The organism is Streptomyces sp. NPDC001493 (genome assembly GCF_053597235.1).
Genome location: NZ_JBSFHV010000005.1, coordinates 298,554 through 319,997, shown reverse-complemented (window position 1 = coordinate 319,997; position 21,444 = coordinate 298,554). Strand labels below are relative to the sequence as shown.

The 21,444-nt window shown below is 72.2% G+C and carries 18 protein-coding genes; 8 read left to right on the top strand and 10 right to left on the bottom strand.

Going from position 1 to position 21,444, the window contains the following annotated elements; all coding sequences use genetic code 11:
• Positions 1-543 precede the first annotated feature (543 nt).
• Positions 544-1,515 carry a tetratricopeptide repeat protein gene (locus ACWCWD_RS10935; protein WP_450771870.1) on the bottom strand — a complete coding sequence of 324 codons (972 nt, stop codon included), beginning with the start codon at positions 1,513-1,515 and terminating at the stop codon, positions 544-546.
• Positions 1,516-1,874: 359 nt separating this feature from the next.
• On the opposite strand from ACWCWD_RS10935, the gene ACWCWD_RS10930 reads away from it, so the two are divergent.
• Complete coding sequence (locus ACWCWD_RS10930; protein WP_450771868.1) at positions 1,875-2,498, top strand: TetR/AcrR family transcriptional regulator; 624 nt, start codon at positions 1,875-1,877, stop codon at positions 2,496-2,498.
• Between the two features lie 43 nt (positions 2,499-2,541).
• Here the strand turns inward: ACWCWD_RS10930 and ACWCWD_RS10925 are convergent, their stop codons facing one another.
• From ACWCWD_RS10925 to ACWCWD_RS10915, 3 genes are all read right to left on the bottom strand, one after another.
• Positions 2,542-4,242, bottom strand: a complete 1,701-nt coding sequence (locus ACWCWD_RS10925; protein WP_450771866.1) for an acyl-CoA mutase large subunit family protein — start codon at positions 4,240-4,242, stop codon at positions 2,542-2,544.
• A gap of 143 nt (positions 4,243-4,385) precedes the next feature.
• A complete protein-coding gene (locus ACWCWD_RS10920) occupies positions 4,386-4,748 on the bottom strand; it encodes a DUF3817 domain-containing protein (RefSeq protein ID WP_450771864.1) in 363 nt (120 codons plus the stop codon).
• 85 nt (positions 4,749-4,833) lie between these two features.
• Positions 4,834-5,343 carry a MarR family winged helix-turn-helix transcriptional regulator gene (locus tag ACWCWD_RS10915; RefSeq protein ID WP_450771862.1) on the bottom strand — a complete coding sequence of 170 codons (510 nt, stop codon included), beginning with the start codon at positions 5,341-5,343 and terminating at the stop codon, positions 4,834-4,836.
• A 288-nt stretch (positions 5,344-5,631) separates the two neighbouring features.
• Here ACWCWD_RS10915 and ACWCWD_RS10910 point away from each other — a divergent pair, with 288 nt between their 5' ends.
• The gene (locus tag ACWCWD_RS10910; protein ID WP_450771860.1) at positions 5,632-6,672 is read left to right on the top strand and encodes a glycoside hydrolase family 6 protein; all 1,041 of its coding nucleotides are present in this window, start codon (positions 5,632-5,634) and stop codon (positions 6,670-6,672) included.
• A gap of 81 nt (positions 6,673-6,753) precedes the next feature.
• Here the strand turns inward: ACWCWD_RS10910 and ACWCWD_RS10905 are convergent, their stop codons facing one another.
• The 4 genes from ACWCWD_RS10905 to ACWCWD_RS10890 all read right to left on the bottom strand — a co-directional run bounded on the left by ACWCWD_RS10905 (position 6,754) and on the right by ACWCWD_RS10890 (position 11,412).
• Positions 6,754-8,712 carry a galactose oxidase-like domain-containing protein gene (locus ACWCWD_RS10905; protein WP_450771859.1) on the bottom strand — a complete coding sequence of 653 codons (1,959 nt, stop codon included), beginning with the start codon at positions 8,710-8,712 and terminating at the stop codon, positions 6,754-6,756.
• A 3-nt stretch (positions 8,713-8,715) separates the two neighbouring features.
• Positions 8,716-10,566 carry a glycosyltransferase family 2 protein gene (locus tag ACWCWD_RS10900; protein WP_450771857.1) on the bottom strand — a complete coding sequence of 617 codons (1,851 nt, stop codon included), beginning with the start codon at positions 10,564-10,566 and terminating at the stop codon, positions 8,716-8,718.
• 205 nt (positions 10,567-10,771) lie between these two features.
• A complete protein-coding gene (locus tag ACWCWD_RS10895) occupies positions 10,772-11,065 on the bottom strand; it encodes an MTH1187 family thiamine-binding protein (protein WP_266709201.1) in 294 nt (97 codons plus the stop codon).
• Entirely contained in the window at positions 11,062-11,412 is a 351-nt protein-coding gene (locus tag ACWCWD_RS10890) for a DUF3817 domain-containing protein (RefSeq protein WP_390965468.1), read from the bottom strand. Before ACWCWD_RS10890 ends, ACWCWD_RS10895 begins: the two co-directional genes overlap by 4 nt.
• 209 nt (positions 11,413-11,621) lie before the next feature.
• Between ACWCWD_RS10890 and ACWCWD_RS10885 the strand changes: the two genes are divergently transcribed.
• The 4 genes from ACWCWD_RS10885 to ACWCWD_RS10870 all read left to right on the top strand — a co-directional run bounded on the left by ACWCWD_RS10885 (position 11,622) and on the right by ACWCWD_RS10870 (position 14,350).
• Positions 11,622-12,254, top strand: a complete 633-nt coding sequence (locus ACWCWD_RS10885; RefSeq protein WP_450771941.1) for an AIM24 family protein — start codon at positions 11,622-11,624, stop codon at positions 12,252-12,254.
• Entirely contained in the window at positions 12,254-12,904 is a 651-nt protein-coding gene (locus ACWCWD_RS10880; protein ID WP_387371271.1) for an AIM24 family protein, read from the top strand. Before ACWCWD_RS10885 ends, ACWCWD_RS10880 begins: the two co-directional genes overlap by 1 nt.
• A complete protein-coding gene (locus tag ACWCWD_RS10875; RefSeq protein ID WP_450771854.1) occupies positions 12,901-13,686 on the top strand; it encodes an AIM24 family protein in 786 nt (261 codons plus the stop codon). The genes ACWCWD_RS10880 and ACWCWD_RS10875 overlap by 4 nt, the downstream gene beginning before the upstream one ends.
• Positions 13,687-13,873: 187 nt before the next feature.
• On the top strand, positions 13,874-14,350 hold the full coding sequence (locus tag ACWCWD_RS10870) for a MarR family winged helix-turn-helix transcriptional regulator (protein WP_450771852.1): 477 nt from the start codon (positions 13,874-13,876) through the stop codon (positions 14,348-14,350).
• An 87-nt stretch (positions 14,351-14,437) separates the two neighbouring features.
• Here ACWCWD_RS10870 and meaB read toward each other — a convergent pair whose 3' ends face one another.
• Entirely contained in the window at positions 14,438-15,400 is a 963-nt protein-coding gene (gene meaB, locus ACWCWD_RS10865) for a methylmalonyl Co-A mutase-associated GTPase MeaB (RefSeq protein ID WP_450771939.1), read from the bottom strand.
• Positions 15,401-15,454: 54 nt separating this feature from the next.
• On the bottom strand, positions 15,455-16,660 hold the full coding sequence (locus ACWCWD_RS10860) for an acetyl-CoA C-acetyltransferase (protein ID WP_450771851.1): 1,206 nt from the start codon (positions 16,658-16,660) through the stop codon (positions 15,455-15,457).
• Positions 16,661-16,796: 136 nt separating this feature from the next.
• Between ACWCWD_RS10860 and mce the strand changes: the two genes are divergently transcribed.
• Both mce and scy read left to right on the top strand, forming a co-directional pair.
• Entirely contained in the window at positions 16,797-17,225 is a 429-nt protein-coding gene (gene mce, locus ACWCWD_RS10855) for a methylmalonyl-CoA epimerase (protein WP_450771849.1), read from the top strand.
• Positions 17,226-17,389: 164 nt separating this feature from the next.
• A complete protein-coding gene (gene scy / locus ACWCWD_RS10850) occupies positions 17,390-21,223 on the top strand; it encodes a polarized growth protein Scy (RefSeq protein WP_450771847.1) in 3,834 nt (1,277 codons plus the stop codon).
• Positions 21,224-21,444: the final 221 nt, after the last annotated feature.

Sequence of the window (21,444 nt, the reverse complement as noted above, 5' to 3'; positions counted from 1 at the left end):
GGCGATCACCCCCGAGCGACAAACCACTGACCGCGCGGTCCGCGCAGTCGGTCGGACAGGCCCCGCCCTCGGGCAGGAACCCCCCTGTCCTCGGCCGGCGCCCATGGAGCCGGCCCGCCCGGTGGGGACCAACTGCCCCCGGCGCCGACTGGCGGTCGGGCTGGCGGTTATTGGACCGAGCGTGGCCGATCGTCGTGCATTCGGGGCCGGTACACAAGGGGTGTCGTTACTCGCTAGTAACGGGCTGATAACCGCCCCGCGACGCCATGGCATGAACCGGCCACGCAGGGTGGCACGAAAGGGACGTCCAAACCGTCGGAAAACCGGGTGCAACCAGACAGAGAACCCGATCCGGTTTACTGCGAGTAACAGCAGCCCATCAGGTCAAGATTTGGTAAAGCGGAGCCGTGGAACGCCCCGAGTTGTCGCCTGGACGCGAAAACGGCCGTGCCACCCGGTGGGCGCCACGGCCGTCTTGTCACATCGGAACAAGTCGCGTCGGGACAACTCCCATCGGAACGACTCGCGCCGGAACGGCTCGCATCAGAACAGCACGCGCGCGAGGGCCGCACGGGCCGAGGCGACCCGCGGGTCCTCCGGGCCGATGACCTCGAAGAGTTCGAGCAGCCGCACCCGCACGGCGTCCCGGTCGTCGCCGAACGTGCGGCGGACCGTCTCCACGAGCCGCCCGAAGGCGTCCTCCACATGGCCCCCGACGAGGTCGAGGTCGGCGGCGTCGATCTGGGCGGCGACGTCGGCCGGACCGGCGGCGGCCTTCTCCCGGACCTCCTGCGGGTTCATCTTCTGTACCCGGCCCAGGAGTTCGGCCTGCGCGAGGCCCAGCTTGGCCTCCGGGTTGGCCGGGTCGTCGGAGAGGACGTTGCGGTACGCCTGAACCGCGCCCGGGAAATCGTTGGCGTCCAGCGCCTGGGAGGCGGCTTCCAGCAGCGCGTCGTACGGGCCGGCCGGAGCCTCGGCGGGGGCCGCGTCGGCGCCCTCCGCGTCCGGGTCGACGACGATCCCGGTGAGGCCGAAGCGCTCCTCGCCGACCTGGATCAACTGGTCCAGGGTCTCGCGGATCTGGGCCTCGGGTGCGGCGCCCTGGAAGAGCGGGAGGGCCTGGCCCGCGACGACGGCGAAGACCGCCGGGATGCCCTGGATGCCGAACTGCTGCATCAGCATCTGGTTGGCGTCGACGTCGACCTTGGCGAGCAGGAAGCGGCCGTTGTACGCGACGGCCAGCCGCTCCAGAAGGGGGCCGAGCTGCTTGCAGGGCTCGCACCACTCGGCCCAGAAGTCGATGACGACGGGTACTTCGGCGGAGCGCTGGAGAACGTCGCGCTCGAATCCGGCTTCGTCGACGTCGATCACCAGGGCGGACGGCGCGACGGCGCCGGTGCCCCCCTTGCGGGCGGCCTCGGCACGGGCCTGCTCCGCCTTGGCCTTGGCCTCTCCGGCCGCCTTGACAGCGGCGAGGTCGACGACGCCGCTCATGGACATGTTCCTAGGCTGCATGAGTACATCCTCCCCCCTGTGCCCGCCGTTCCGGAAAGCGATCGGTCAACCGGGTCCTGCCGCAGCCCCGGCCGGTGTGCGGGGCGGGCGGACGGACACGGTTCGGGGGGCCTGAACCCCCCGGTCGCGACGCCGGATCCCCATCCCGCGCCGCTCGGTCGGCACCGGATCCCCATCCGGCGCCCCCACGTGGCTGTCGCTCGTTCGTGGCGCGGGCCAACGGGCCACTGCCCGGCGGTCCTTACGCTACGACCCGTAGCGTAACTGGCGAGTAGCCCTCCTGAACAGGACACCTCGGTGATCTGTCTCACCCGCACCCGGGGCGCACCCGCGTACCTACTCGCGGGTAAGGTCGCTCCATGCCGAGCCGCAACGACCCCCCGTCCGCCCGTCCCGGCCGCCCGCGCAGCGTCGACGCCGACGCCGCGATACTGGAGGCGACCCGGGCGTCCCTGGTCGAACTCGGCTGGTCGAAGCTGACGATGGGGGACGTGGCGACGCGCGCCGGGGTCGCCAAGACGACGCTCTACCGGCGGTGGGCCGGCAAGAACGAGCTGGTCGTGGACGCGGTCGCCGTCCTCTTCGACGAGCTCGAACTCCCCGATCTCGGCAGTCTCGCCGCCGACGTGCAGGGTGTGGTGCTCCAGTTCGCGGAGCTGCTGGAGCGGCCGGAGACCCGGACGGCGCTGATGGCGGTGGTCGCCGAGGCTACGCGCGACGCGGCCCTGCGCACACGCATCCAGGACTCGATCGTCAACCGCCAGAAGCGGCTGGTGGTCCAGGGCCGCCGGCGGGCCCAGGAGCGCGGCGAGCTGCCGCCCGAGCCGGACGGCCGGACGGCCGGGCCGACGGCCGACCTGATCTTCGACGTGATCGCGGGCGCGGTGGTGCACCGGGCGCTGGTCAGCGCCGAGCCCGTCGACGCCGACTGGGCCCGGCGCTTCACCGCACTGCTGCTCTCCGGACTCGGCGCGGTGGCGTAGCGCCTGCCGCCGCCCCGGAGAAGCCGCCCCGGGAGAAGCCCGCTCAGAACCCCGGCGGCTCCGTGTAGACGCCCCACTCCTCGCGCAGCACCCCGCAGATCTCGCCGAGGGTCGCCTCGGCGCGTACCGCATCCAGCATCGGGGCGATCATGTTCGAGCCGTCCCGGGCGGCGGCGAGCATGGCGTCCAGCGAGCCGCGCACCTTCGCCTCGTCGCGGGCCGCCCGGCGGGCGCCGAGGGCGCGGACCTGCTCGCGTTCGACCTCGTGGCTGACGCGCAGGATCTCCAGGTCGCCGGTGACCGAGCCGTGGTGGACGTTGACGCCGACGACCCGCTTGTCGCCCTTCTCCAGGGAGCGCTGGTACTGGAACGCGGAGTCCGCGATCTCCCCGGTGAACCAGCCGTCCTCGATGCCGCGCAGGATGCCCGAGGTGATGGGGCCGATGGGGTGGCGCCCGTCGGGGTGGGCGCGGGTGCCGCGTTCGCGGATCTGCTCGAAGATCTTCTCGGCCTCGGCCTCGATCCGGTCGGTGAGCTGTTCGACGTACCAGGAGCCGCCCAGCGGGTCGGCCACGTTGGCGACGCCGGTCTCCTCCATCAGCACCTGCTGGGTGCGGAGCGCGATCTCGGCGGCCTGTTCGGAGGGGAGCGCCAGGGTCTCGTCGAGGGCGTTGGTGTGCAGCGAGCTGGTGCCGCCGAGGACGGCGGAGAGCGCCTCGACGGCGGTGCGTACGACGTTGTTGTACGGCTGCTGGGCGGTGAGGGAGACCCCGGCGGTCTGGGTGTGGAAGCGGAGCCACTGGGCCTTGTCGGTCTTCGCGCCGTACGTCTCCTTCATCCAGCGGGCCCAGATGCGGCGGGCGGCACGGAACTTGGCGATCTCCTCGAAGAAGTCGAGGTGGGCGTCGAAGAAGAAGGAGAGCCCTGGCGCGAAGGTGTCCACGTCGAGCCCCCGGGAGAGGCCCAGCTCCACGTATCCGAAGCCGTCGGCGAGGGTGTAGGCGAGCTCCTGCGCGGCCGTGGATCCGGCCTCGCGGATGTGGTAGCCGGAGACGGAGAGCGGTTTGTACGCGGGGATGGCGCGGGCGCAGTGCTCCATCAGGTCGCCGATGAGCCGCAGATGCGGTTCGGGCTGGAACAGCCACTCCTTCTGGGCGATGTACTCCTTGAAGATGTCGGTCTGCAGGGTGCCGTTGAGTACGGCGGGGTCGACGCCCTGGCGTTCGGCGGCGACGAGGTACATGCAGAAGACGGGGACGGCGGGTCCGCTGATCGTCATGGAGGTGGTGACCTCGCCGAGCGGGATGTCCCGGAAGAGGACCTCCATGTCGGCGGCGGAGTCGATGGCGACGCCGCAGTGTCCGACCTCGCCGAGCGAACGGGGCTCGTCGGAGTCCCGGCCCATCAGGGTCGGCATGTCGAAGGCCACACTGAGCCCGCCGCCGCCCGCGGCGAGGATCATCTTGTACCGCTCGTTGGTCTGCTCGGCGTTGCCGAAGCCGGCGAACTGGCGGATGGTCCAGGTACGGCCCCGGTAGCCGGTCGGGTGGAGGCCCCGGGTGAACGGGTACTCGCCGGGCCAGCCGATCCGTTCGAACCCGTCGTACGTGTCGCCGGGCCGGGGACCGTACACCGGGTCCACCGGGTCGCCGGACAGGGTGGTGAAGTCCGCGTCCCGCGTGCGGGCCTTGTCGTAACGGGCCTGCCAGCGTCGGCGGCCCTCCTCGATCGCGTCAGCGTCCATGGAGTCGAATTTACTAGGACGTCCTACTATCTGTCGATGACAAACCGCCCGGCACTCGGACGGAGTCCGGTGCGGGGCGGTTCGTGGGTCCTGCGGGGCGTACGGCCCTGCGCCTCGCGTCCTGCGGGGCATACGGCCGGGCGTCAGCCGTTCTTGACGGGGCTGCCCTGCGCGGAGGCGGTCGCGGCGGCCGGTGCGGCGCCCGCGATCAGCGGCTCGACCTCCCGGACGACCGTGCGCTCCACGAAGAACGCGGCGGTCGGGATGGTGCCGGCGATCAGCACCCAGAGGAGCTTGCCGATCGGCCACTTCGCCTTGGAGCCCAGGTCGAAGGCGAAGAGCAGATAGATGATGTAGAGCACGCCGTGGATCTGGGAGACGACGAGCGTCAGGCCCTCGCCCTTGTCGAATCCGTACTTGAAGACCATGCAGAGGCAGAGGATCAACAACATGACGGCGGTGACATAAGCCATCACCCGATAGCGGGTCAGCACGCTGCGTTTCATGACATCGAGGTTAGCCGGAGCCCGGGGGCGATCTTGCGGCGGGCACCCCTCACGGCGAGCGGCCCGCGCGGCCCCGCGCACAGGCCTAGGCGTCCTCGAAGTCCCGCGCGGCGACCCGCAGCGGCCGGAGCATCGCGAAGATCTCCGCGCACTCCTCGGCGTCGTACGCGCCCAGCCCGAAGTCCATCGCCATCAGCTCCTCGGTGGCCGCCTCGACCACCTCGCGCCCCTTGGCCGTGATGGAGGCGAGCGTGCCGCGGCCGTCGTTGGGGTTGGGGCGCTTGTCGACGAGGCCGGACTTCACCAGCCGGTCCACGGTGTTGGTGACCGAGGTCGGGTGGACCATCAGGCGCTCGCCGATCTTCGACATCGGCAGCTCGCCCTCCTTGGAGAAGGTGAGCAGCACCAGCGCCTCGTACCGGGCGAACGTCAGCCCGTACGGTTTCACCACCGCGTCGACCTCCGCGAGGAGGATCTGCTGCGCCCTCATGATCGAGGTGATCGCCTGCATGGAGGGCACGGGTCCCCAACGCTGCTGCCAGAGCTCGTCGGCGCGGGCGATGGGGTCGAAGGGAAGGCTGAGCGGCTTCGGCACAGCCCCGACCTTACCCACTGGTCACATCGTGGCGGGCGCCGTCTCGGAGTTCGGTACCGAATATGCGTACGGAAAGATCGGGCGCCCGCGAACGCCCGAACGGGGATGGTTTGCGGGGCACGCGATTGACGCACGAGGGCGACCGGTGTCGCAGCACCACGCTCCGTGACCGATATGCCAGGATCGCCCGCATCTCTGTACCTCGCGAGGCCGCCGCACGGGCGTGCCTCGCACGTGTGTCCCACACGTTGTGCCCGTACCCGTTGAGCCACCGTCCGAGGGGGCTGGATGTCCGGCCGCAGGATCTTGCCCGTCGTCTCCGCCGCCGTGGCCGTGTCGGCCGCCCTCGCGGTGGGCTGCTCGTCCCCGGGGACACCGTCCGGGGGCGGCGAGGAACCCACCGCGAACGCGGCGGACGCCGTCCGGGGCGGATCGGCGCCCGGCACCGCGTCCTCGCCGTACTGGGTGGATCCGGAGAGCGACGCCGCCCGTCAGGTCCGTGCCTGGAAGGAGGCGGGGCGATCGGCGGACGCGAAGCTGCTGGAGCGGATCTCCACCCACCCGGTGGCCGACTGGCCCGCGGGCGACGATCCGGAACCGGACGTCCGCACCGCCGTCGAGGGCGCCTCGGCCTCGCACCGGAGCGTGCTGTTCGTCGCGTACAACATCCCGCACCGCGACTGCGGCGCCTACTCGGCGGGCGGGGCGCCCGACGCGAACGCGTACCGGGCGTGGACGGAGCGGTTCGCCGGGGCGATCGGGGACGCCCCGGCCACGGTGGTCCTGGAGCCGGACGCCGTCGCGCACGTCGTGGACGGCTGCACCCCGCCGGAGAAGCACGCCGAGCGGCTCGACCTGCTGGCCGGGGCGGTGGACACCTTCAAGGCCCGGCCGGGGACCGAGGTCTACCTGGACGCGGGGAACCCGGACTGGCTCGCCGACCCCGCCAAGCTGGTCGAGCCGCTCCACCGGGCGGGCGTCGACCGGGCAGACGGCTTCTCGCTCAACGTCTCCAACTTCCAGACCGACGAGACGGTGAAGGCGTACGGGGACCGGCTCTCCGCCCTCCTGGGCGGCGCGCACTACGTGATCGACAGCAGCCGCAACGGCCGGGGGCCGCTCGTAGGCGGCCGGTCGGAGGCCTGGTGCAACCCGCCGGGCCGGGCCCTGGGCACTCCCCCGACCACCGACACCGGGGACGGGCGGCTGGACGCGTACCTCTGGATCAAGCGGCCCGGCGACTCCGACGGCCCCTGCCGGGGCGGCCCGGCGGCCGGCACCTGGTGGCCGAGTTACGCCCTCGGCCTGGCCCGCGCCGCCGGATCCTGACCCGGCCCGGACGCGCCCGCGCCTCCCGTACGACCAGGACCCCAGAACCCCAGGGTCGTACGGGAGGCGCGGGCAGGGCTCTCAGCCGACCTTGACCCACTTCGCCACCGACGAGATGCCGTCGGTGTCCGTGACGAAGAGCATGTACCAGCCCGGCGGCACCAGGGTGCTGTCCCCGGGCACCGTCACGGTGATCCTGCCCTCCTCCTTGCGCAGCTCCAGCGCGATCGACCGCTGCTCGACGTCGGTGGTGTGGGTGACGGCGCTCGGCCGCATCAGCCGGGCCGTCGCCGGACGGCCCCCGCCGGTCAGCGCGTACGTGGCGGTGCCACCGCGCTCCACCTCCCCGGGCCCGGCACCGATCACCGGCCGGTCGCCGCGCGCGCGGTGCAGCACCGCCGGGGTGAAGACCTCCATCCGCTGCTCGAACTTGCCCAGCTTGGTGTTGGCCTTGTCGCCGTAGAGCGAGTCGGAGCCGAAGGTCGCCACCCGCCCGTCGGGCAGCAGCAGCGCCTCCGAGTGGTAGTTCCGGCCGATGGTGGGCGCGGCCGCCTCGGTGAACTCGCCGGTCTTCGGGTCGTACGTCTGCGCCTTGAGGATGTTGCTGTCGCCGCGCCCCCGGTAGTCGCTCGATCCGCCGGTGGTGAAGACGGTGTCGTCCGGCATGATCACGCTGTTGAGGTAGCGGGTGCCCTGCGGCAGGTCGGGGCCCGGCTCGAAGACCGGGCTCTTCGCCTTGAGGTCCACGACCGCGGTGCGGGCGGTCGAGACCTTGGACTCCCCCACCCCGCCGCCGCCGAGGATCATGACCTTCTGGTCCTGGACCGGGGGCAGCAGCAGCGAGGAGGCGGTCTCCGTGGCGTCGAAGTCCTTCAGCCCGCCGACCGCCTTGAAGGTGTTCTTCCGCAGGTCCCAGAGCCCGGCGGCGCGGCCCTTGTCGGCGGGGCCGTAACCGGCGTTGGCGCCCGGGTAGAAGAGCTTGCCGCCCTTGGTGAGGAAGAGGGCGGGATAGGTCGGGAAGTAGCGGAACGGGCCCTTGGACCACTTCCTGGTCGCCTGGTCGTAGATCTCGGTGTCGCCCGAGTCGATCTCGCCGACGTCGTCGAGCCCCGAGACGGCGAGCACCCGCCCGTCGCCGAGCCCGACGAGCGTCGGGTACCAGCGGGCCTGCTTCATCGGGTCGACCCTGATGTACTTCTCGGCCACCGCGTCGAACTCGTACGCCGACCGGATGCCCTGGAAGTCCTGCTTCTCCGTGGTGATCTTCTCCGCGAGGCCGTAGGAGTTGTCGGCGTCCCTGCCGGTGAGCCCCTCGATCTCGTACTGGGCGGACTCGGCGGTGACCGAGTCGGGGCCCGTCTCCACCGCCTCCACGAAGACCCGCTCCTCGCCGGCGGTCACCTTGCTCTTCCACGGCTTCATCCCGCCGTCCGCCCAGTACGTGACGGCGAAGCCGCGCTTGGCGGCCCGGGGCACGGTCACGTCGAAGAGGGAGCGGTACTCGACCCCCGAGGGAGAGCGGAAGACCGTGCCCTTCTTCAGGAACAGCGCCTTGTCCGGGTTCTCGTTCTTCACCCGCATCCCGCCGCCGGCCCGGCTCACCTCGCCGTCGAGCACCTCGTAGCGGGCGGTGCCGCCGGCCACCAGCAGGCGGCCGTCGGGGAGCTGGGCGTGGCCGCCGCAGAAGAAGTCCACCGGGGTGGCGACCTTCTTGAAGGTGTCGGCCACCGGGTCCCACAGGACCGTGTCGAAGGTGCCCGCGTCGAAGTGCTGCTGGTTGTTGCCCGAGCCCGCGATGATCAGCACCTTGCCGGTGTGGAGCAGCGCCGCGTGGATGGCGTTGGTCCGGTACTCCTCCGGGATGTCCACCCGCTGCCAGGAGCCGTACCGCGCTTGGTAGCCGGGCTGGGCGATCTTGTACGCGTGGTAGTGGTCCTGGGCGAACGAGAGCGCCGCGGGGGCGTTGAGCCCCGCGAGCACCACGACGGCCCCGCTGCCGAGGACCGCCCTCCTGATCCGTGCGGTGGGCCGGTGCGCCATGGGTCAGTTCCCTCCTGCGGTGCTGCGCGCCGTCGTACCGGCGGCGCTGTGGACGGGTCCGGCCGGGGTGGTGGCCGGGGCCTCGGTGCTGGTCGTGGTGATGAAGGTCGTCCCGTCGGGCAGCGGGTGCGGGGCGGGACGCCCGGCCGGGCGCGGGGCGGTCCGCCGGGGCCGCGCGGGGCGCCCGGCCCGCTGCCGGGTGTACGACCACACCGCGACCGGGGAGAGCGCGACGGCCAGCGCCAGCACGGCCCAGGTGCGCATCGCCGCGTGGGTGTGGTGCAGGGGTACGGACGCGGCGAGCGAGACCAGCAGCACGGCGGCCCAGAAGAGGTGGACGCGGAAGGTGAGGAGCCGGTCGGGGCTGGTGGCGCCCCCCTTGGGCGTGACGACGAAGCGCCCGTCGGTCCGCAGCACGGCGGCGCCGAGCGACTTCAGGTAGATCGGTGCGCAGAGGGCGGACATGGCCATGCCGGCGATGCCGCCGGAGCCCTCGGGTTCGTGCGGGGAGACGTTGTGCCGCCGGTTCCAGAGGTAGAGGCCGATCTGGAGGGCCGCCGCGTCGCTGTAGAGCATCAGCCAGAGGGAGGCGGAGACCTCGGTGCCGGAGGCGCCGAGCCAGAGGAAGAGCACGCAGCTGAAGATCCCGAGCAGCCAGTTGACGGCGGTCATCGGGTAGTAGACGAGCATCAGGGTGTAGCTGAGGAGCCGGCCCGGCGGGAGCCGGAACAGCCCCCTGGGGTACTGCCGCAACAGCGTCTCGTACGTCCCGCGCGACCAGCGCAGCTGCTGGGTGAAGAAGTCGGTCCAGGAGGACGGGCCCTCGCCGACGGCCAGCACGTCCGGGGTGTAGACGGACCGCCAGTGGCGTCCGGTGAGGGGGTTGCGGCGGCGGTGGATCTCGAAGCCGGTCGCCATGTCCTCGGTGATCGAGTCGTACAGTCCGCCGGCCTGCCGGAGCGCGGCGACGCGGACGACGTTGTTGGTGCCGACGAACATGGGTGCCCCGTAGCGGTTCCCGGCGCGCTGGATCAGGGCGTGGAAGAGGAACTGCTGCGATTCGGCGGCCTTGGTGACGGCCGCGTCGTAGTTCCCGTAGACCTGCGGGCCGACGACGAAGGCGGTGTCGGGGTCGCGGAACCAGCCCAGCATCCGCTCCAGGAAGTCGGGCAGCGGCACGTGGTCGGTGTCGACGGAGGCGAAGAAGTCGTAGGCGTCGCCGTGCGCGTCGAGCCAGGCGTTGTAGTTGCCGTGCTTGGTCTTCGCCCGGTGGGTCCCCTTCGGGCGGTTCCACTCGGGGACGCCGCGCCGGGTGAAGTGGCGGACCCCGAGCTCCGCGCAGAGCGCGCGGGCCGCCGGGTCGTCGCCCTCGTCGAGCAGCCACACGTCGAGCGGCCCGTCGTGCCGGATCCGTACGGCGCCCCGGAGGGTGGCGCGGACCATGGAGAGGGGTTCCTTGCCCGGTACGTACGTGGTGACGAAGGCGACCCGGGTGCCGGGTTCGGGGACGACGGGCACCGGGTCCCTGGCGGCCATCGTGGCGTGCGCGATGGAGACGACGTTGACGAGCATGAAGAGTTCGATCAGCGCGATGGAGACGAGCATCGCGGTGTCGGCGGCGACGAGCCACGGCTCGCCGTTCTCGCGGCGGGTCCAGTGCGTCGGCCAGACGAGGTAGAGCAGCAGCGCCCCGGTGAGCACCGGGGCGAGGGTCATCAGGAGGACGGCCCGGGTGCGCCGCTTCTCCGCCGCGAGGAGACTCCGGTACCGGACCCGGTACGCCGGTCCCTCCGGTTCGGTGAGCGGGCCCGCGAGCCGGCTGTGGGAGTCGTAGTCGTAGACCTCCGACCGCACCCTGCCTCCTATGTCGAACCGGTGTGTCTCCCCACATAAATGGATCTTCCGGAACGGGGCGACTCGGCAGGGCCGAGTGAGCGGCCGCGGACCGGGAACACCGGCGCGTCGCGGGCGTCCGGGGCCGGAACGCGGGGAGCCCCCCGCCGTGTTGCGGCGGGGGGCTCCTCGGGAGTGCGGGGCGGTCCGGGGACCGGACGGGGCGTCAGGTGGCCAAGTACCGTTCCACGGTCTCGACCTTGGAGGTGAGTCCGTCGGTGACGCCGGGTCGGATGTCTGCCTTCAGCACGAGGGAGACGCGTCCGGCGCGGGCCTCGACGGCGGCGACGGCGCGCTTGACGACGTCCATCACCTCGTCCCATTCGCCTTCGATCGAGGTGAACATGGCGTCGGTGCGGTTGGGCAGTCCGGACTCGCGGACGACGCGGACGGCGTCGGCCACGTACTCGCCGACGTCCTCGCCGACGCCCAGCGGGGAGACCGAGAAGGCGACGATCACGCGTTCACCGTGCCTTCGCGGCGGGCGCGGGCGGCGATGACGCCGTCCGTCTCGTACCGCTTGAGGAGCTTGTCGCCGTAGAGCCCGCCGAACGGCAGGAGGCAGAGCACGAAGAAGAGGGCGACGCGCTTGACGGGCCACTTCGCCTTGATCCACACGTCCAGCAGGAAGAGGACGTAGATCACGAAGAGGAGGCCGTGCAGGGCCCCCAGCGGCATCATCAGGAAGTCGATGTCGGAGACCCGGCTGAGGATCGATCCGAAGATGATCAGGGCCGGGAAGGAGAGCGCCTCGGGAATCGAGATGAGGCGCAGCCGGTGCAGGGCGGTAGCGGTCTTGATGTCCACGGGGGCACCTTCGGTGGGAGGGTCGTCACGGCTTGTGAACGCGAGCACAAGCCGCACCCATTGTGGCACCGCCCGCCCGCCGCTCCCGCCCCGGGGGCGTGCGGGACGGGTGGGGCGCGAGGGTCGCCGCGGGCCGCGACGGCGCTCTGTGATCCTTCCCCGGACACTGGCCCGGGCGGCTCGCGGGCGGCTACCGTCGGTCCGTGGCGATGTTCCGACTCCAAGGCAGCAAGACGCTCGCCGTCGATCTGACGGGCGATGCCGTCAAGGCGAAGAACGGCTCGATGGTCGCGTACGACGGCCGGATGGCGTTCAAAAAACTCTCCGGCGGCGGTGAGGGGCTGCGCGGCATGGTGACCCGCCGGCTGACCGGCGAGCAGATGACGGTGATGGAGGTGCAGGGGCAGGGCACCTGCTATTTCGCCGACCGCGCGAGCGAGATCAACCTCGTCTCGCTGCGGGGCGAGAAGCTCTGGGTGGAGGCGAGCAACCTGCTCTGCACGGACGCCGCCCTGCGCACCGGCACCAGCTTCACCGGGCTGCGCGGCGGGGCCACGGGCAACGGCCTGTTCACCACCACCGTGGAGGGCACCGGGCAGGCGGCGATCATGTCGGACGGTTCGGCGGTGGTGCTCCGGGTGACCCCGCAGTACCCGCTCAACGTGGACCCCGGCGCGTACATCGCCCACCAGGGCAACCTCCAGCAGCACTTCCAGTCCGGGGTGGGCTTCCGCACCTTCATGGGCGAGGGTTCCGGGGAGTCGTTCCAGATCCGCTTCGAGGGCGAGGGACTCGTGTACGTGCAGCCCAGCGAGCGGAACACGATCGGGGGCGACGTCTGATGCCGTTCCGCGAGATCAACTCGAAGATGATCGAGGCGACGGTCGTCCCCGGTCAGAAGATGTACAGCCAGCGCGGCGCGATGCTCGCCTACCGGGGCGAGGTCTCGTTCACCCCGAACATCCAGGGCGGCCAGGGCGGGCTGATGTCGATGATCGGCCGGCGGGTGGCGAACGAGGCGACCCCACTGATGACGGTGGAGGGCAGCGGCACGGTGATGTTCGGCCACGGCGGCCACCACATCCAGGTCATCAACCTCGCGGGCGACACCCTCTACGTCGAGGCCGACCGGCTGCTGGCGTTCGACGGGACGCTCCAGCAGGGCACGATGTTCATGGGCTCGCAGGGCGGGGTCATGGGGATGGTGCGCGGTCAGGTCACCGGGCAGGGCCTGTTCACCACGACCCTCAAGGGCCACGGCGCGGTCGCGGTGATGGCCCACGGCGGGGTGATCGAGCTGCCGATCACGCCCGGCCGCGAGGTGCACGTGGACCCGCAGGCGTACGTCGCGCACCACGGGGACGTGCGGAACAAGCTCTCCACCGCGCTCGGCTGGCGCGACATGGTGGGGCGCGGCTCGGGCGAGGCGTTCCAGCTGGAGCTGAGCGGCAGTGGTGCGGTGTACGTCCAGGCGTCGGAGGAGAAGCTGTGAGCACGCCCGTGATCTTCGATCCGATGACGCTGCCGTCGGACGACAACGTCAACGCCTACACCTTCTGCGTGGAGCTGAAGGGCGGTCAGTGGTTCCTCCAGAAGGGGAAGATGATCGCCTACTACGGGCGCATCGACTTCGACGGGGTGGGCAACGGCCGCTTCGACCGGCTGCTGCGGACGAGCTTCCACTCGCCGATGCACGCGAGCGACTGGGTGGTGGCCGAGGGCAGCGGCAAGATGCTCCTCGCGGACCGGGCCTTCGACGTCAACTCGTACGACCTCGACGACGGCAACCTGACGATCCGCTCCGGGAACCTGCTGGCCTTCCAGCCGTCGCTGGCGCTGAAGCAGTCGATCGTGCCGGGGTTCCTCACGCTGATCGGTACGGGGAAGTTCGTGGCGGCCTCGAACGGGCCGGTGGTCTTCATGGAGCCGCCGCTGCGGGTGGATCCGCAGGCCCTGGTCGGCTGGGCCGACTGCCCGTCCCCGTGCCACCACTACGACCACGGGTACATGCGGGGCGTGATGGGCGGGCTGCGGTCGCTGACGGGGATCGGCGGGACGTCCGGCGAGGAGCACCAGTTCGAGTTCGTCGGGGCGGGGACGGTGCTGCTGCAGTCGACCGAGGTGCTGATGGCGGAGCAGCCGGTGGGCGCGGTTCCGGTGGAGGCGGGGGTGCCGGGCGGGGGCCGTCCCGGCGTCCACGGCGGGGGTCAACCTGGGTCCGCACCCCGCCTCCCCGGCCAGCTGGGGGATCTCCAGCGTCGGTTCGGTCTGTGAGCTGTACTCTGCGGAGCGTGATTCCCAGGGGTACGCCCCGGGCCCGGCCCCTTCGCGTGCCCGGCCCGCGGCGCGGGCCGCGCGCGGCCCGGTGACCGGCGGCGGATGCCGCGGTGGGCGCCGGGCGGTGCCGGGGGTCACAGCCCCCACTTCGTCCGGCTTTCAACTTCTTAGGTAGAATCCATATATGGAGACCGAGACGGCCACACGCTGGCTGAGCGACACGGAGCAGCGTGCCTGGCGCACGCACCTGGACGTCAGCAGACTGCTCACGCACCAGCTGGAGAGAGACCTCCAGCCGTTCGGCCTGACCATGAACGACTACGAGATCCTCGTCAACCTCTCCGAGGCCGAGGAGCAGCGCCTGCGGATGAGCGACCTCGCCTCGCTCACCCTCCAGTCCAAGAGCCGGCTCTCGCACCAGATCACCCGCATGGAGAACGCCGGGCTGGTCAAGCGCGAGAACTGCGAGTCGGACCGGCGCGGACTCTTCGCGGTCCTCACCGACCTCGGCGGGGAGACGATGCGGAAGGTGGCGCCGCACCACGTCGCTTCCGTCCGCAAGCACTTCATGGACCTGCTGTCCCCCGAGGCGCTGGCCGAACTGCACGCGGCCCTCACCCCGATCGCGGAGCATCTGCGCGGCCGGCGCGGCCGGCCGTAACCGCTGCCCGAGGCCGTGTTGTTCTTTCACAGCACGGCCCAGTGCGTACCGGGGCGGCCCGCACGCCGCACCGGTACGCGCGCCCGCTCAGGGCGCTGCCGAGGTGACCCCCGCGACCAGTTCGTCGGCCGCGCCGTACGGGTCGAGCCGGCCCGCCACGATGCGCTCCGCCAGCGCTTCGAGCCGGCGGTCGCCGTGCAGGTCGGCGATCCGCTCGCGCAGGGCCGTCACCGCGATCGTCTCCACTTCCCGGGCCGCCCGCGCGGTGCGCCGGGCCGCCAGCACCCCGTGCTCCTCCATCCACGCCCGGTGCTTCTCCAGCGCCTCGACGAGCTCGTCGACACCCTCGCCCCGGGCGGCCACGGTCTTCACGATCGGGGGCCGCCAGTCGTCCGGGCCCCTGGACTCCCCGAGGCCGAGCATGTGGTTCAGCTCCCGGGCGGTGGCGTCCGCGCCGTCCCGGTCCGCCTTGTTGACCACGTACACGTCGCCGATCTCCAGGATTCCGGCCTTCGCCGCCTGGATGCCGTCGCCCATGCCCGGCGCGAGCATCACCACCGAGGTGTCGGCCTGCGAGGCGATCTCCACCTCGGACTGGCCCACCCCGACCGTCTCCACCAGCACCACGTCGCACCCGGCCGCGTCCAGCACCCGGACGGCCTGCGGCGCCGAACGGGCGAGGCCGCCCAGATGGCCCCGGGTCGCCATGGACCGGATGTAGACGCCGGGGTCGGAGGCGTGGTCCGCCATCCGCACCCGGTCGCCGAGGAGCGCCCCGCCGGAGAACGGCGACGACGGGTCGACCGCGAGCACCCCGACCCGCTTCCCGGCCTTCCGGTACGCGGCGACCAGCGCCGAGGTGGAGGTGGACTTGCCGACCCCCGGCGAACCGGTCAGCCCGACGACGTACGCGTGCCCCGCCAGCGGGGCGAGTGCGGCCATCACCTCGCGCAGCTGCGGCGAGGCCCCCTCCACCAGCGAGATGAGCCGGGCGACGGCGCGGGGCCTGCCCTGCCGTGCCTGTTCGACCAGGGTGGGGACGTCCACCATCACCGCTCCGTTCCTTCTCACCGCGCGTACCGTGCCGCCCGTGGGCTACCCCTGCTACTTGCCCGGTACGCGGATGATCAGCGCGTCGCCCTGACCGCCGCCGCCGCAGAGCGCCGCCGCACCGGTCCCGCCGCCGCGCCGCTTCAGCTCCAGCGCCAGGTGCAGCACCACGCGGGCGCCGGACATCCCGATGGGGTGACCGAGCGCGATGGCGCCACCGTTGACGTTGACCTTCTCCGAGGTGATGCCGAGGTCCTTCATGGACTGCACGGCGACCGCCGCGAACGCCTCGTTGATCTCCACCAGGTCCAGGTCGCCGACGGTGAGCCCGTCCTTCTTCAGGGCGTGCCGGATGGCGTTGGACGGCTGGGACTGGAGCGAGTTGTCCGGGCCGGCCACATTGCCGTGGGCGCCGATCTCGGCGAGCCAGTCGAGCCCCAGCTCCTGGGCCTTCGCCTTGCTCATCACCACGACCGCGGCGGCGCCGTCCGAGATCTGCGAGGAGGAACCGGCGGTGATCGTGCCGTCCTTGGCGAACGCGGGGCGGAGCCTGCCGAGCGACTCGGCGGTCGTCTCGGGGCGGATGCCCTCGTCCTCGGAGAAGAGCACCGGATCGCCCTTGCGCTGCGGGATCTCGACCGGGGTGATCTCGGCCTCGAAGAGACCGTTCTTACGGGCGGCGGCGGCCCGCTGGTGGGAGAGGGCGGCGACCGCGTCCTGCTCGGCGCGCTCCAGGCCCAGACGGGTGTTGTGCTTCTCGGTCGACTCCCCCATCGCGATGTTCTCGAAGGCGTCGGTCAGACCGTCGTACGCCATCGCGTCGAGCATCTCGATCGCGCCGTACTTGTATCCCTCGCGGGACTTCGGCAGCAGGTGCGGGGCGTTGGTCATCGACTCCTGGCCGCCGGCCACCACCACGTCGAACTCGCCGGCGCGGATCAGCTGGTCCGCCAGGGCGATGGCGTCGAGCCCGGAGAGGCACACCTTGTTGACGGTGAGCGCGGGGACGTTCATCGGGATGCCCGCCTTGACGGCCGCCTGCCGGGCCGGGATCTGGCCCGCGCCGGCCTGGAGCACCTGGCCCATGATCACGTACTCGACCTGGTCGCCGCCGATGCCGGCCCGGTCCAGCGCCGCCTTGATGGCGAAGCCTCCGAGGTCCGCGCCGGAGAAGCTCTTCAGGGAGCCGAGCAGCCGGCCCATGGGCGTACGGGCGCCCGCGACGATCACTGAGGTGGTGGTACCTGTCGTTCCTGACATGGGCACGGCCCCTAAGAGGTGAGGGTGTTAACGAGGGTTGACTTGAATGTACTGAGCGCCCCACCGCGCGTCATCCGGCAGCGTGTGTGATCGCGCGCACCTTGCGAATCCTCCTCCCGGGCGCTGCACTGGTCCCATGCTGACGCGAATCGACCACATCGGGATCGCCTGCTTCGACCTCGACAAGACGGTGGAGTTCTACCGCTCCACGTACGGCTTCGAAGTCCACCACTCCGAGGTCAACGAGGAGCAGGGCGTACGCGAGGCCATGCTGAGGATCAACGGCACCTCCGACGGCGGCGCCTCCTACCTCCAGCTGCTGGAGCCGACCCGGCCCGACTCGGCCGTCGGCAAGTGGCTGGCGAAGAACGGCGAGGGCGTCCACCACATCGCCTTCGGCACCGAGGACGTCGACCAGGACTCCTCGGACATCCGCGAGAAGGGGGTACGGGTCCTCTACGACGAGCCCCGCACCGGCTCCATGGGCTCCCGGATCACCTTCCTCCACCCGAAGGACTGCCACGGGGTGCTCACCGAACTGGTCACGTCCCGGACGGAGCACTGACCGCCGGATACCCGGCCCGGTAGAGTGGGCCGTTCCGGGCCGGGGCCGGGTCGGGGCCGTCATCACGTCCCTGTCGTTTGTCTGTCACCATTCCCCGGGGGACCGCTCGCCGGCGGGCGGTCCTGTGTGGAGAGTTGCGACCAGGGGACGGATGGGACCGCGCAGTGCGGGGCTACGAACGCCAGGAGAGCCACCGAGCTGAAGACGACCACCTCTCGCGGTTCGAAGCCGAGATGGACCGGCTGAAGACCGACCGGGAGAAGGCCGTCCAGCACGCCGAGGACCTCGGTTACCAGGTCGAGGTCTTGCGCGCCAAGCTGCACGAGGCGCGGCGCAGTCTCGCGACGCGTCCCGCCTACGGCGGCGCGGACCTGGGATACCAGGCCGAGCAAGTGCTCCGCGACGCCCAGGCCCAGGCCGAGCAGCTGCGCGCCGACGCCGAACGCGAGCTCCGCGACGCCCGGGCGCAGACCCAGCGCATCCTCCAGGAGCACGCCGAGCACCAGGCCCGGCTCCAGGCCGAACTCCACAACGAGGCGGTCCAGCGCCGCCAGCGCCTCGACCAGGAGCTGGCCGAGCGCCGGCAGACCGTCGAGGCCCACGTCAACGAGAACGTCGCCTGGGCCGAGCAGTTGCGCGCCCGTACGGAGTCCCAGGCCCGCCGGCTCATGGAGGAGTCGCGCGCCGAGGCCGAGCAGTCCGTCAACGCCGCCCGTGGCGAGGCCGCCCGGGTCGCCGAGGAGACCCGCCAGCGGCTCGGCGCCGAGGCCGAGACCTCCCGCGCCGAGGCCGAGGCGATCCTGCTGCGCGCCCGCCGGGACGCCGAGCGGATGCTGAGCACCGCCGCCGGCCAGGCGCAGGAGGCCACCCAGCACGCCGAGAACCTGCGGTCCACCACCACCGCCGAGGCCGACCGGGCCCGTCGGCAGGCCACCGAGCTCCAGCGCACCGCCGAGCAGCAGGCCCAGGAGGCCGCGACCCGGCTGCGCGAGGCGCGGCTGGAGGCGGAGAAGCTGCTCTCCGAGGCCAAGGAGTCCGCGTCGAAGACGCTGGCCGGCGCCGAGTCGCAGAACGAACAGCGCACCCGCACCGCCAAGTCGGAGATCGCCCGCCTCGTCGGCGAGGCCACCAAGAACGCCGAGACGCTGAAGGAAGAGGCCGAGCAGTCGCTCGCCGACGCCCGCGCCGAGGCCGAGCGGCTCCTCGCGGAAGCGGCCGAGAAGGCGCGTACGGCGGCTGCCGAGGACACCGCCGCCCAGCTGGCCAAGGCCGCCCGCAGCGCCGAGGAGGTGCTGACCAAGGCGTCCGAGGACGCGTCGTCCACCACCCGCGCCGCGGCCGAGGAGGCCGAGCGCATCCGCCGCGAGGCGGAGGCGGAGGCGGACCGGCTGCGCGGTGAGGCCGCCGAGCAGGCCGACCAGCTCAAGGGCGCCGCCGAGGAGGGCACCAAGGAGTACCGGGCCAAGACGGTCGAGCTCCAGGAGGAGGCCCGGCGGCTGCGCGGCGAGGCCGAGCAGCTGCGTTCCGAGGCGGTCGCCGAGGGCGAGCGCATCCGGGGCGAGGCCCGCCGGGAGGCCGTCCAGCAGATCGAGGAGGGTGCCCGCACCGCCGAGGAGCTGCTGACCAAGGCGAGGACGGACGCCGAGGAGCAGCGTGCCTCCGCGACCGCCGAGAGCGAGCGGGTCCGTACCGAGGCCGGCGAGCGCGCCACCGCCCTGCGCAAGCAGGCCGAGGAGTCGCTGGAGAGCGCGCGCGCCGAGGCCGAGACCCTGCGCGCCGAGGCCGAGGAGCAGGCGGAGTCCACGAAGACGGCGGCCGAGGAGGCCGCCGCCGGGCTCCGCGCCGAGACCGAGCGCCAGGTCGCGGCCCGCGCCGAGGAAGCGGCGGCGGAGCTGGACCGGCTGCGCACCGACGCCGAGACCCGGGTCGCCAACGCCGAGGAGGCCCTCGGCACGGCCCGTACGGAGGCGGAGCGGATCCGCCGCGAGACGGCCGAGGAGTCCGAGCGGCTGCGCGGCGAGGCCGCCGAGCGGCTGCGCACCCTCCAGGAGCAGGCCGAGGCGGAGGCGCAGCGGCTGCGCGACGAGGCCGCGGCCGACGCGGCGCAGTCGCGTGCGGAGGGCGAGACCGTTGCCGTACGGCTGCGCGGCGAGGCGGCCGCCGAGGCGGAGCGCCTCAAGTCCGAGGCGCAGGAGACGGCCGACCGGGTGCGGGCCGAGGCGGCTGCCGCCGCCGAGCGCGTCGCGGCCGAGGCGGCGGAGGCGCTGGAGGCCGCCCAGGAGGAGGCCAACCGGCGCCGCCGCACGGCCGAGGAGACCCTGGAGGCCGCACGGTCCGAGGCCGGTCAGGAGCGCGAGCGGGCCCGGGAGCAGAGCGAGGAGCTCCTCGCGTCCGCCCGTACGCGGGTCGAGGAGGCGCAGGCCGAGGCGCAGCGGCTCGTCGGGGAGGCGGAGAGCCGGTCGGCGGAGATGGTCACCGCCGCCGAGCAGACCGCCCAGCAGGTGCGCGACGCGGTCGCCGGGCTGCACGAGCAGGCCGAGACGGAGATCACCGCGCAGCGCACGGCCGCCGAGCAGGAGGCCACCCGGACGCGGAACGAGGCCCAGGAGGAGGCGGACCGGCTGCGCGCCGACGCCGCCGCCGAGCGGGAACGGGCCGGGGAGGACGCCAACCGCATCCGTCAGGTCGCGGCCGAGGAGTCGGACGCTGCGAAGGCGCTCGCCGAACGGACCGTCACCGACGCCATCGCGGAGGCCGAGCGGCTGCGCACGGAGGCCGCGGAGTACAGCCAGCGGGTGCGTACCGAGGCGTCGGACGCCCTCGCCTCCGCCGAGCGCGACGCGTCGAGGTCGCGTGCGGAGGCCCGCGAGGACGCCAACCGCATGCGGTCGGACGCTGCGGCGCAGGCCGACCGGCTGGTCGCGGAGGCGACGGCCGAGGGCGAGCGCATCTGCCAGGAGGCGACCGACTCGTCGAACCAGCTCGTCGGCGAGGCCACCAAGGAGGCCGAGCGGCGGCGGACGGAGGCTGCGAAGACGGTCGCCTCGGCGCAGGAGCACGCGGACCGTACCCGCGAGGAGGCCGCGAAGGTGCGGTCCGACGCGGAGGAGGCGGCCGAGAAGCTGCGGGGAGACGCGGAGGAGGCGGCCGAGAAGCTGCGGGGCGACGCCCGCAAGGAGGCCGAGCGCGTGCTGGACGAGGCGCGCCAGGCGGCGGCCAAGCGCCGGACGGACGCGGCCGAGCAGGCCGACCAGCTGATCAACAAGGCGCGCGAGGAGGCACTGCGGACGGCCACCGAGTCGGAGGCGCAGGCCGACACCATGGTCGACGCCGCCCGCAAGGAGGCCGTCCGGATCACCTCGGAGGCCACCGTGGAGGGCAACACCCTGGTGGAGCGGGCGCGTACGGACGCCGACGAGCTGCTGGTCGGCGCGCGGCGCGACGCCACCGCCACCCGGGAGCGCGCGGAGGAGCACCGCGCCCGCACGGAGGCCGAGGTCGAGGAGCTGCACGAGCGGGCCCGCCGGGAGACCTCCGAGCAGATGAAGACGGCCGGCGAGCGGGTCGACCATCTGATGAAGGTGGCGACCGAGCAGCGCGACGAGGCCGAGAAGAAGGCCAAGGAGCTGCTGTCGGACGCGAATTCGGAGGCCGGCAAGGTCCGTATCGCGGCGGTCAAGCGCGCGGAGTCCCTGCTCAAGGAGGCGGAGGCCAAGAAGGCCGAGCTCATCCGCGAGGCCGAGAAGCTGCGGGCCGAGGCCGCGGCCGAGGCGAAGCGTACGGTGGACGAGGGACAGCGCGAGCTCGACGTCCTGGTGCGCAGGCGCGCGGACATCAATACGGAGATCTCCCGTGTCCAGGACGTGCTGGAGGCGTTGGAGTCTTTCGAGGTTCCGACAGGGGGCGGGAAGACCTCCGGCGGAGGCACCCTCGGGGCCGGCATCAAGGCCGCCGCGGGCGCGGGCACCCGGGCGGGCGGCAAGCCGACGGAGAGCTGAGGGGGCGTACCCCCGGCGTCCCCCGACGGCACACGGCGGGGGTGACGGGACGGTCGCGGGAGGAGAGAGTCGGGCCGGGCGCTCACGCCCGGACAGTGATTCCGACGTACCGGGGAGTGATCATCGCTCCACGGGCCGGCCACCCGAAAGAGGTGTCATTCTCCAGATCAAACTGGTATCTCCACGCTGACACGCCGCTTTGGCCCCTAGGATTCCCTCTA

Bases quoted from the DNA above. Each gene is read 5' to 3' on its own strand.
- mce (WP_450771849.1), top strand. From the start codon at position 16,797: ATGCTGACGCGAATCGACCACATCGGGATCGCCTGCTTCGACCTCGAC.
- ACWCWD_RS10920 (WP_450771864.1), bottom strand. From the start codon at position 4,748: ATGAAACGCAGCGTGCTGACCCGCTATCGGGTGATGGCTTATGTCACC.
- ACWCWD_RS10860 (WP_450771851.1), bottom strand. From the start codon at position 16,660: ATGTCAGGAACGACAGGTACCACCACCTCAGTGATCGTCGCGGGCGCC.
- ACWCWD_RS10930 (WP_450771868.1), top strand. From the start codon at position 1,875: ATGCCGAGCCGCAACGACCCCCCGTCCGCCCGTCCCGGCCGCCCGCGC.
- ACWCWD_RS10880 (WP_387371271.1), top strand. From the start codon at position 12,254: ATGCCGTTCCGCGAGATCAACTCGAAGATGATCGAGGCGACGGTCGTC.
- ACWCWD_RS10935 (WP_450771870.1), bottom strand. From the start codon at position 1,515: ATGCAGCCTAGGAACATGTCCATGAGCGGCGTCGTCGACCTCGCCGCT.
- ACWCWD_RS10910 (WP_450771860.1), top strand. From the start codon at position 5,632: ATGTCCGGCCGCAGGATCTTGCCCGTCGTCTCCGCCGCCGTGGCCGTG.
- ACWCWD_RS10885 (WP_450771941.1), top strand. From the start codon at position 11,622: ATGTTCCGACTCCAAGGCAGCAAGACGCTCGCCGTCGATCTGACGGGC.
- ACWCWD_RS10870 (WP_450771852.1), top strand. From the start codon at position 13,874: ATGGAGACCGAGACGGCCACACGCTGGCTGAGCGACACGGAGCAGCGT.
- ACWCWD_RS10905 (WP_450771859.1), bottom strand. From the start codon at position 8,712: ATGGCGCACCGGCCCACCGCACGGATCAGGAGGGCGGTCCTCGGCAGC.
- meaB (WP_450771939.1), bottom strand. From the start codon at position 15,400: ATGGTGGACGTCCCCACCCTGGTCGAACAGGCACGGCAGGGCAGGCCC.
- ACWCWD_RS10925 (WP_450771866.1), bottom strand. From the start codon at position 4,242: ATGGACGCTGACGCGATCGAGGAGGGCCGCCGACGCTGGCAGGCCCGT.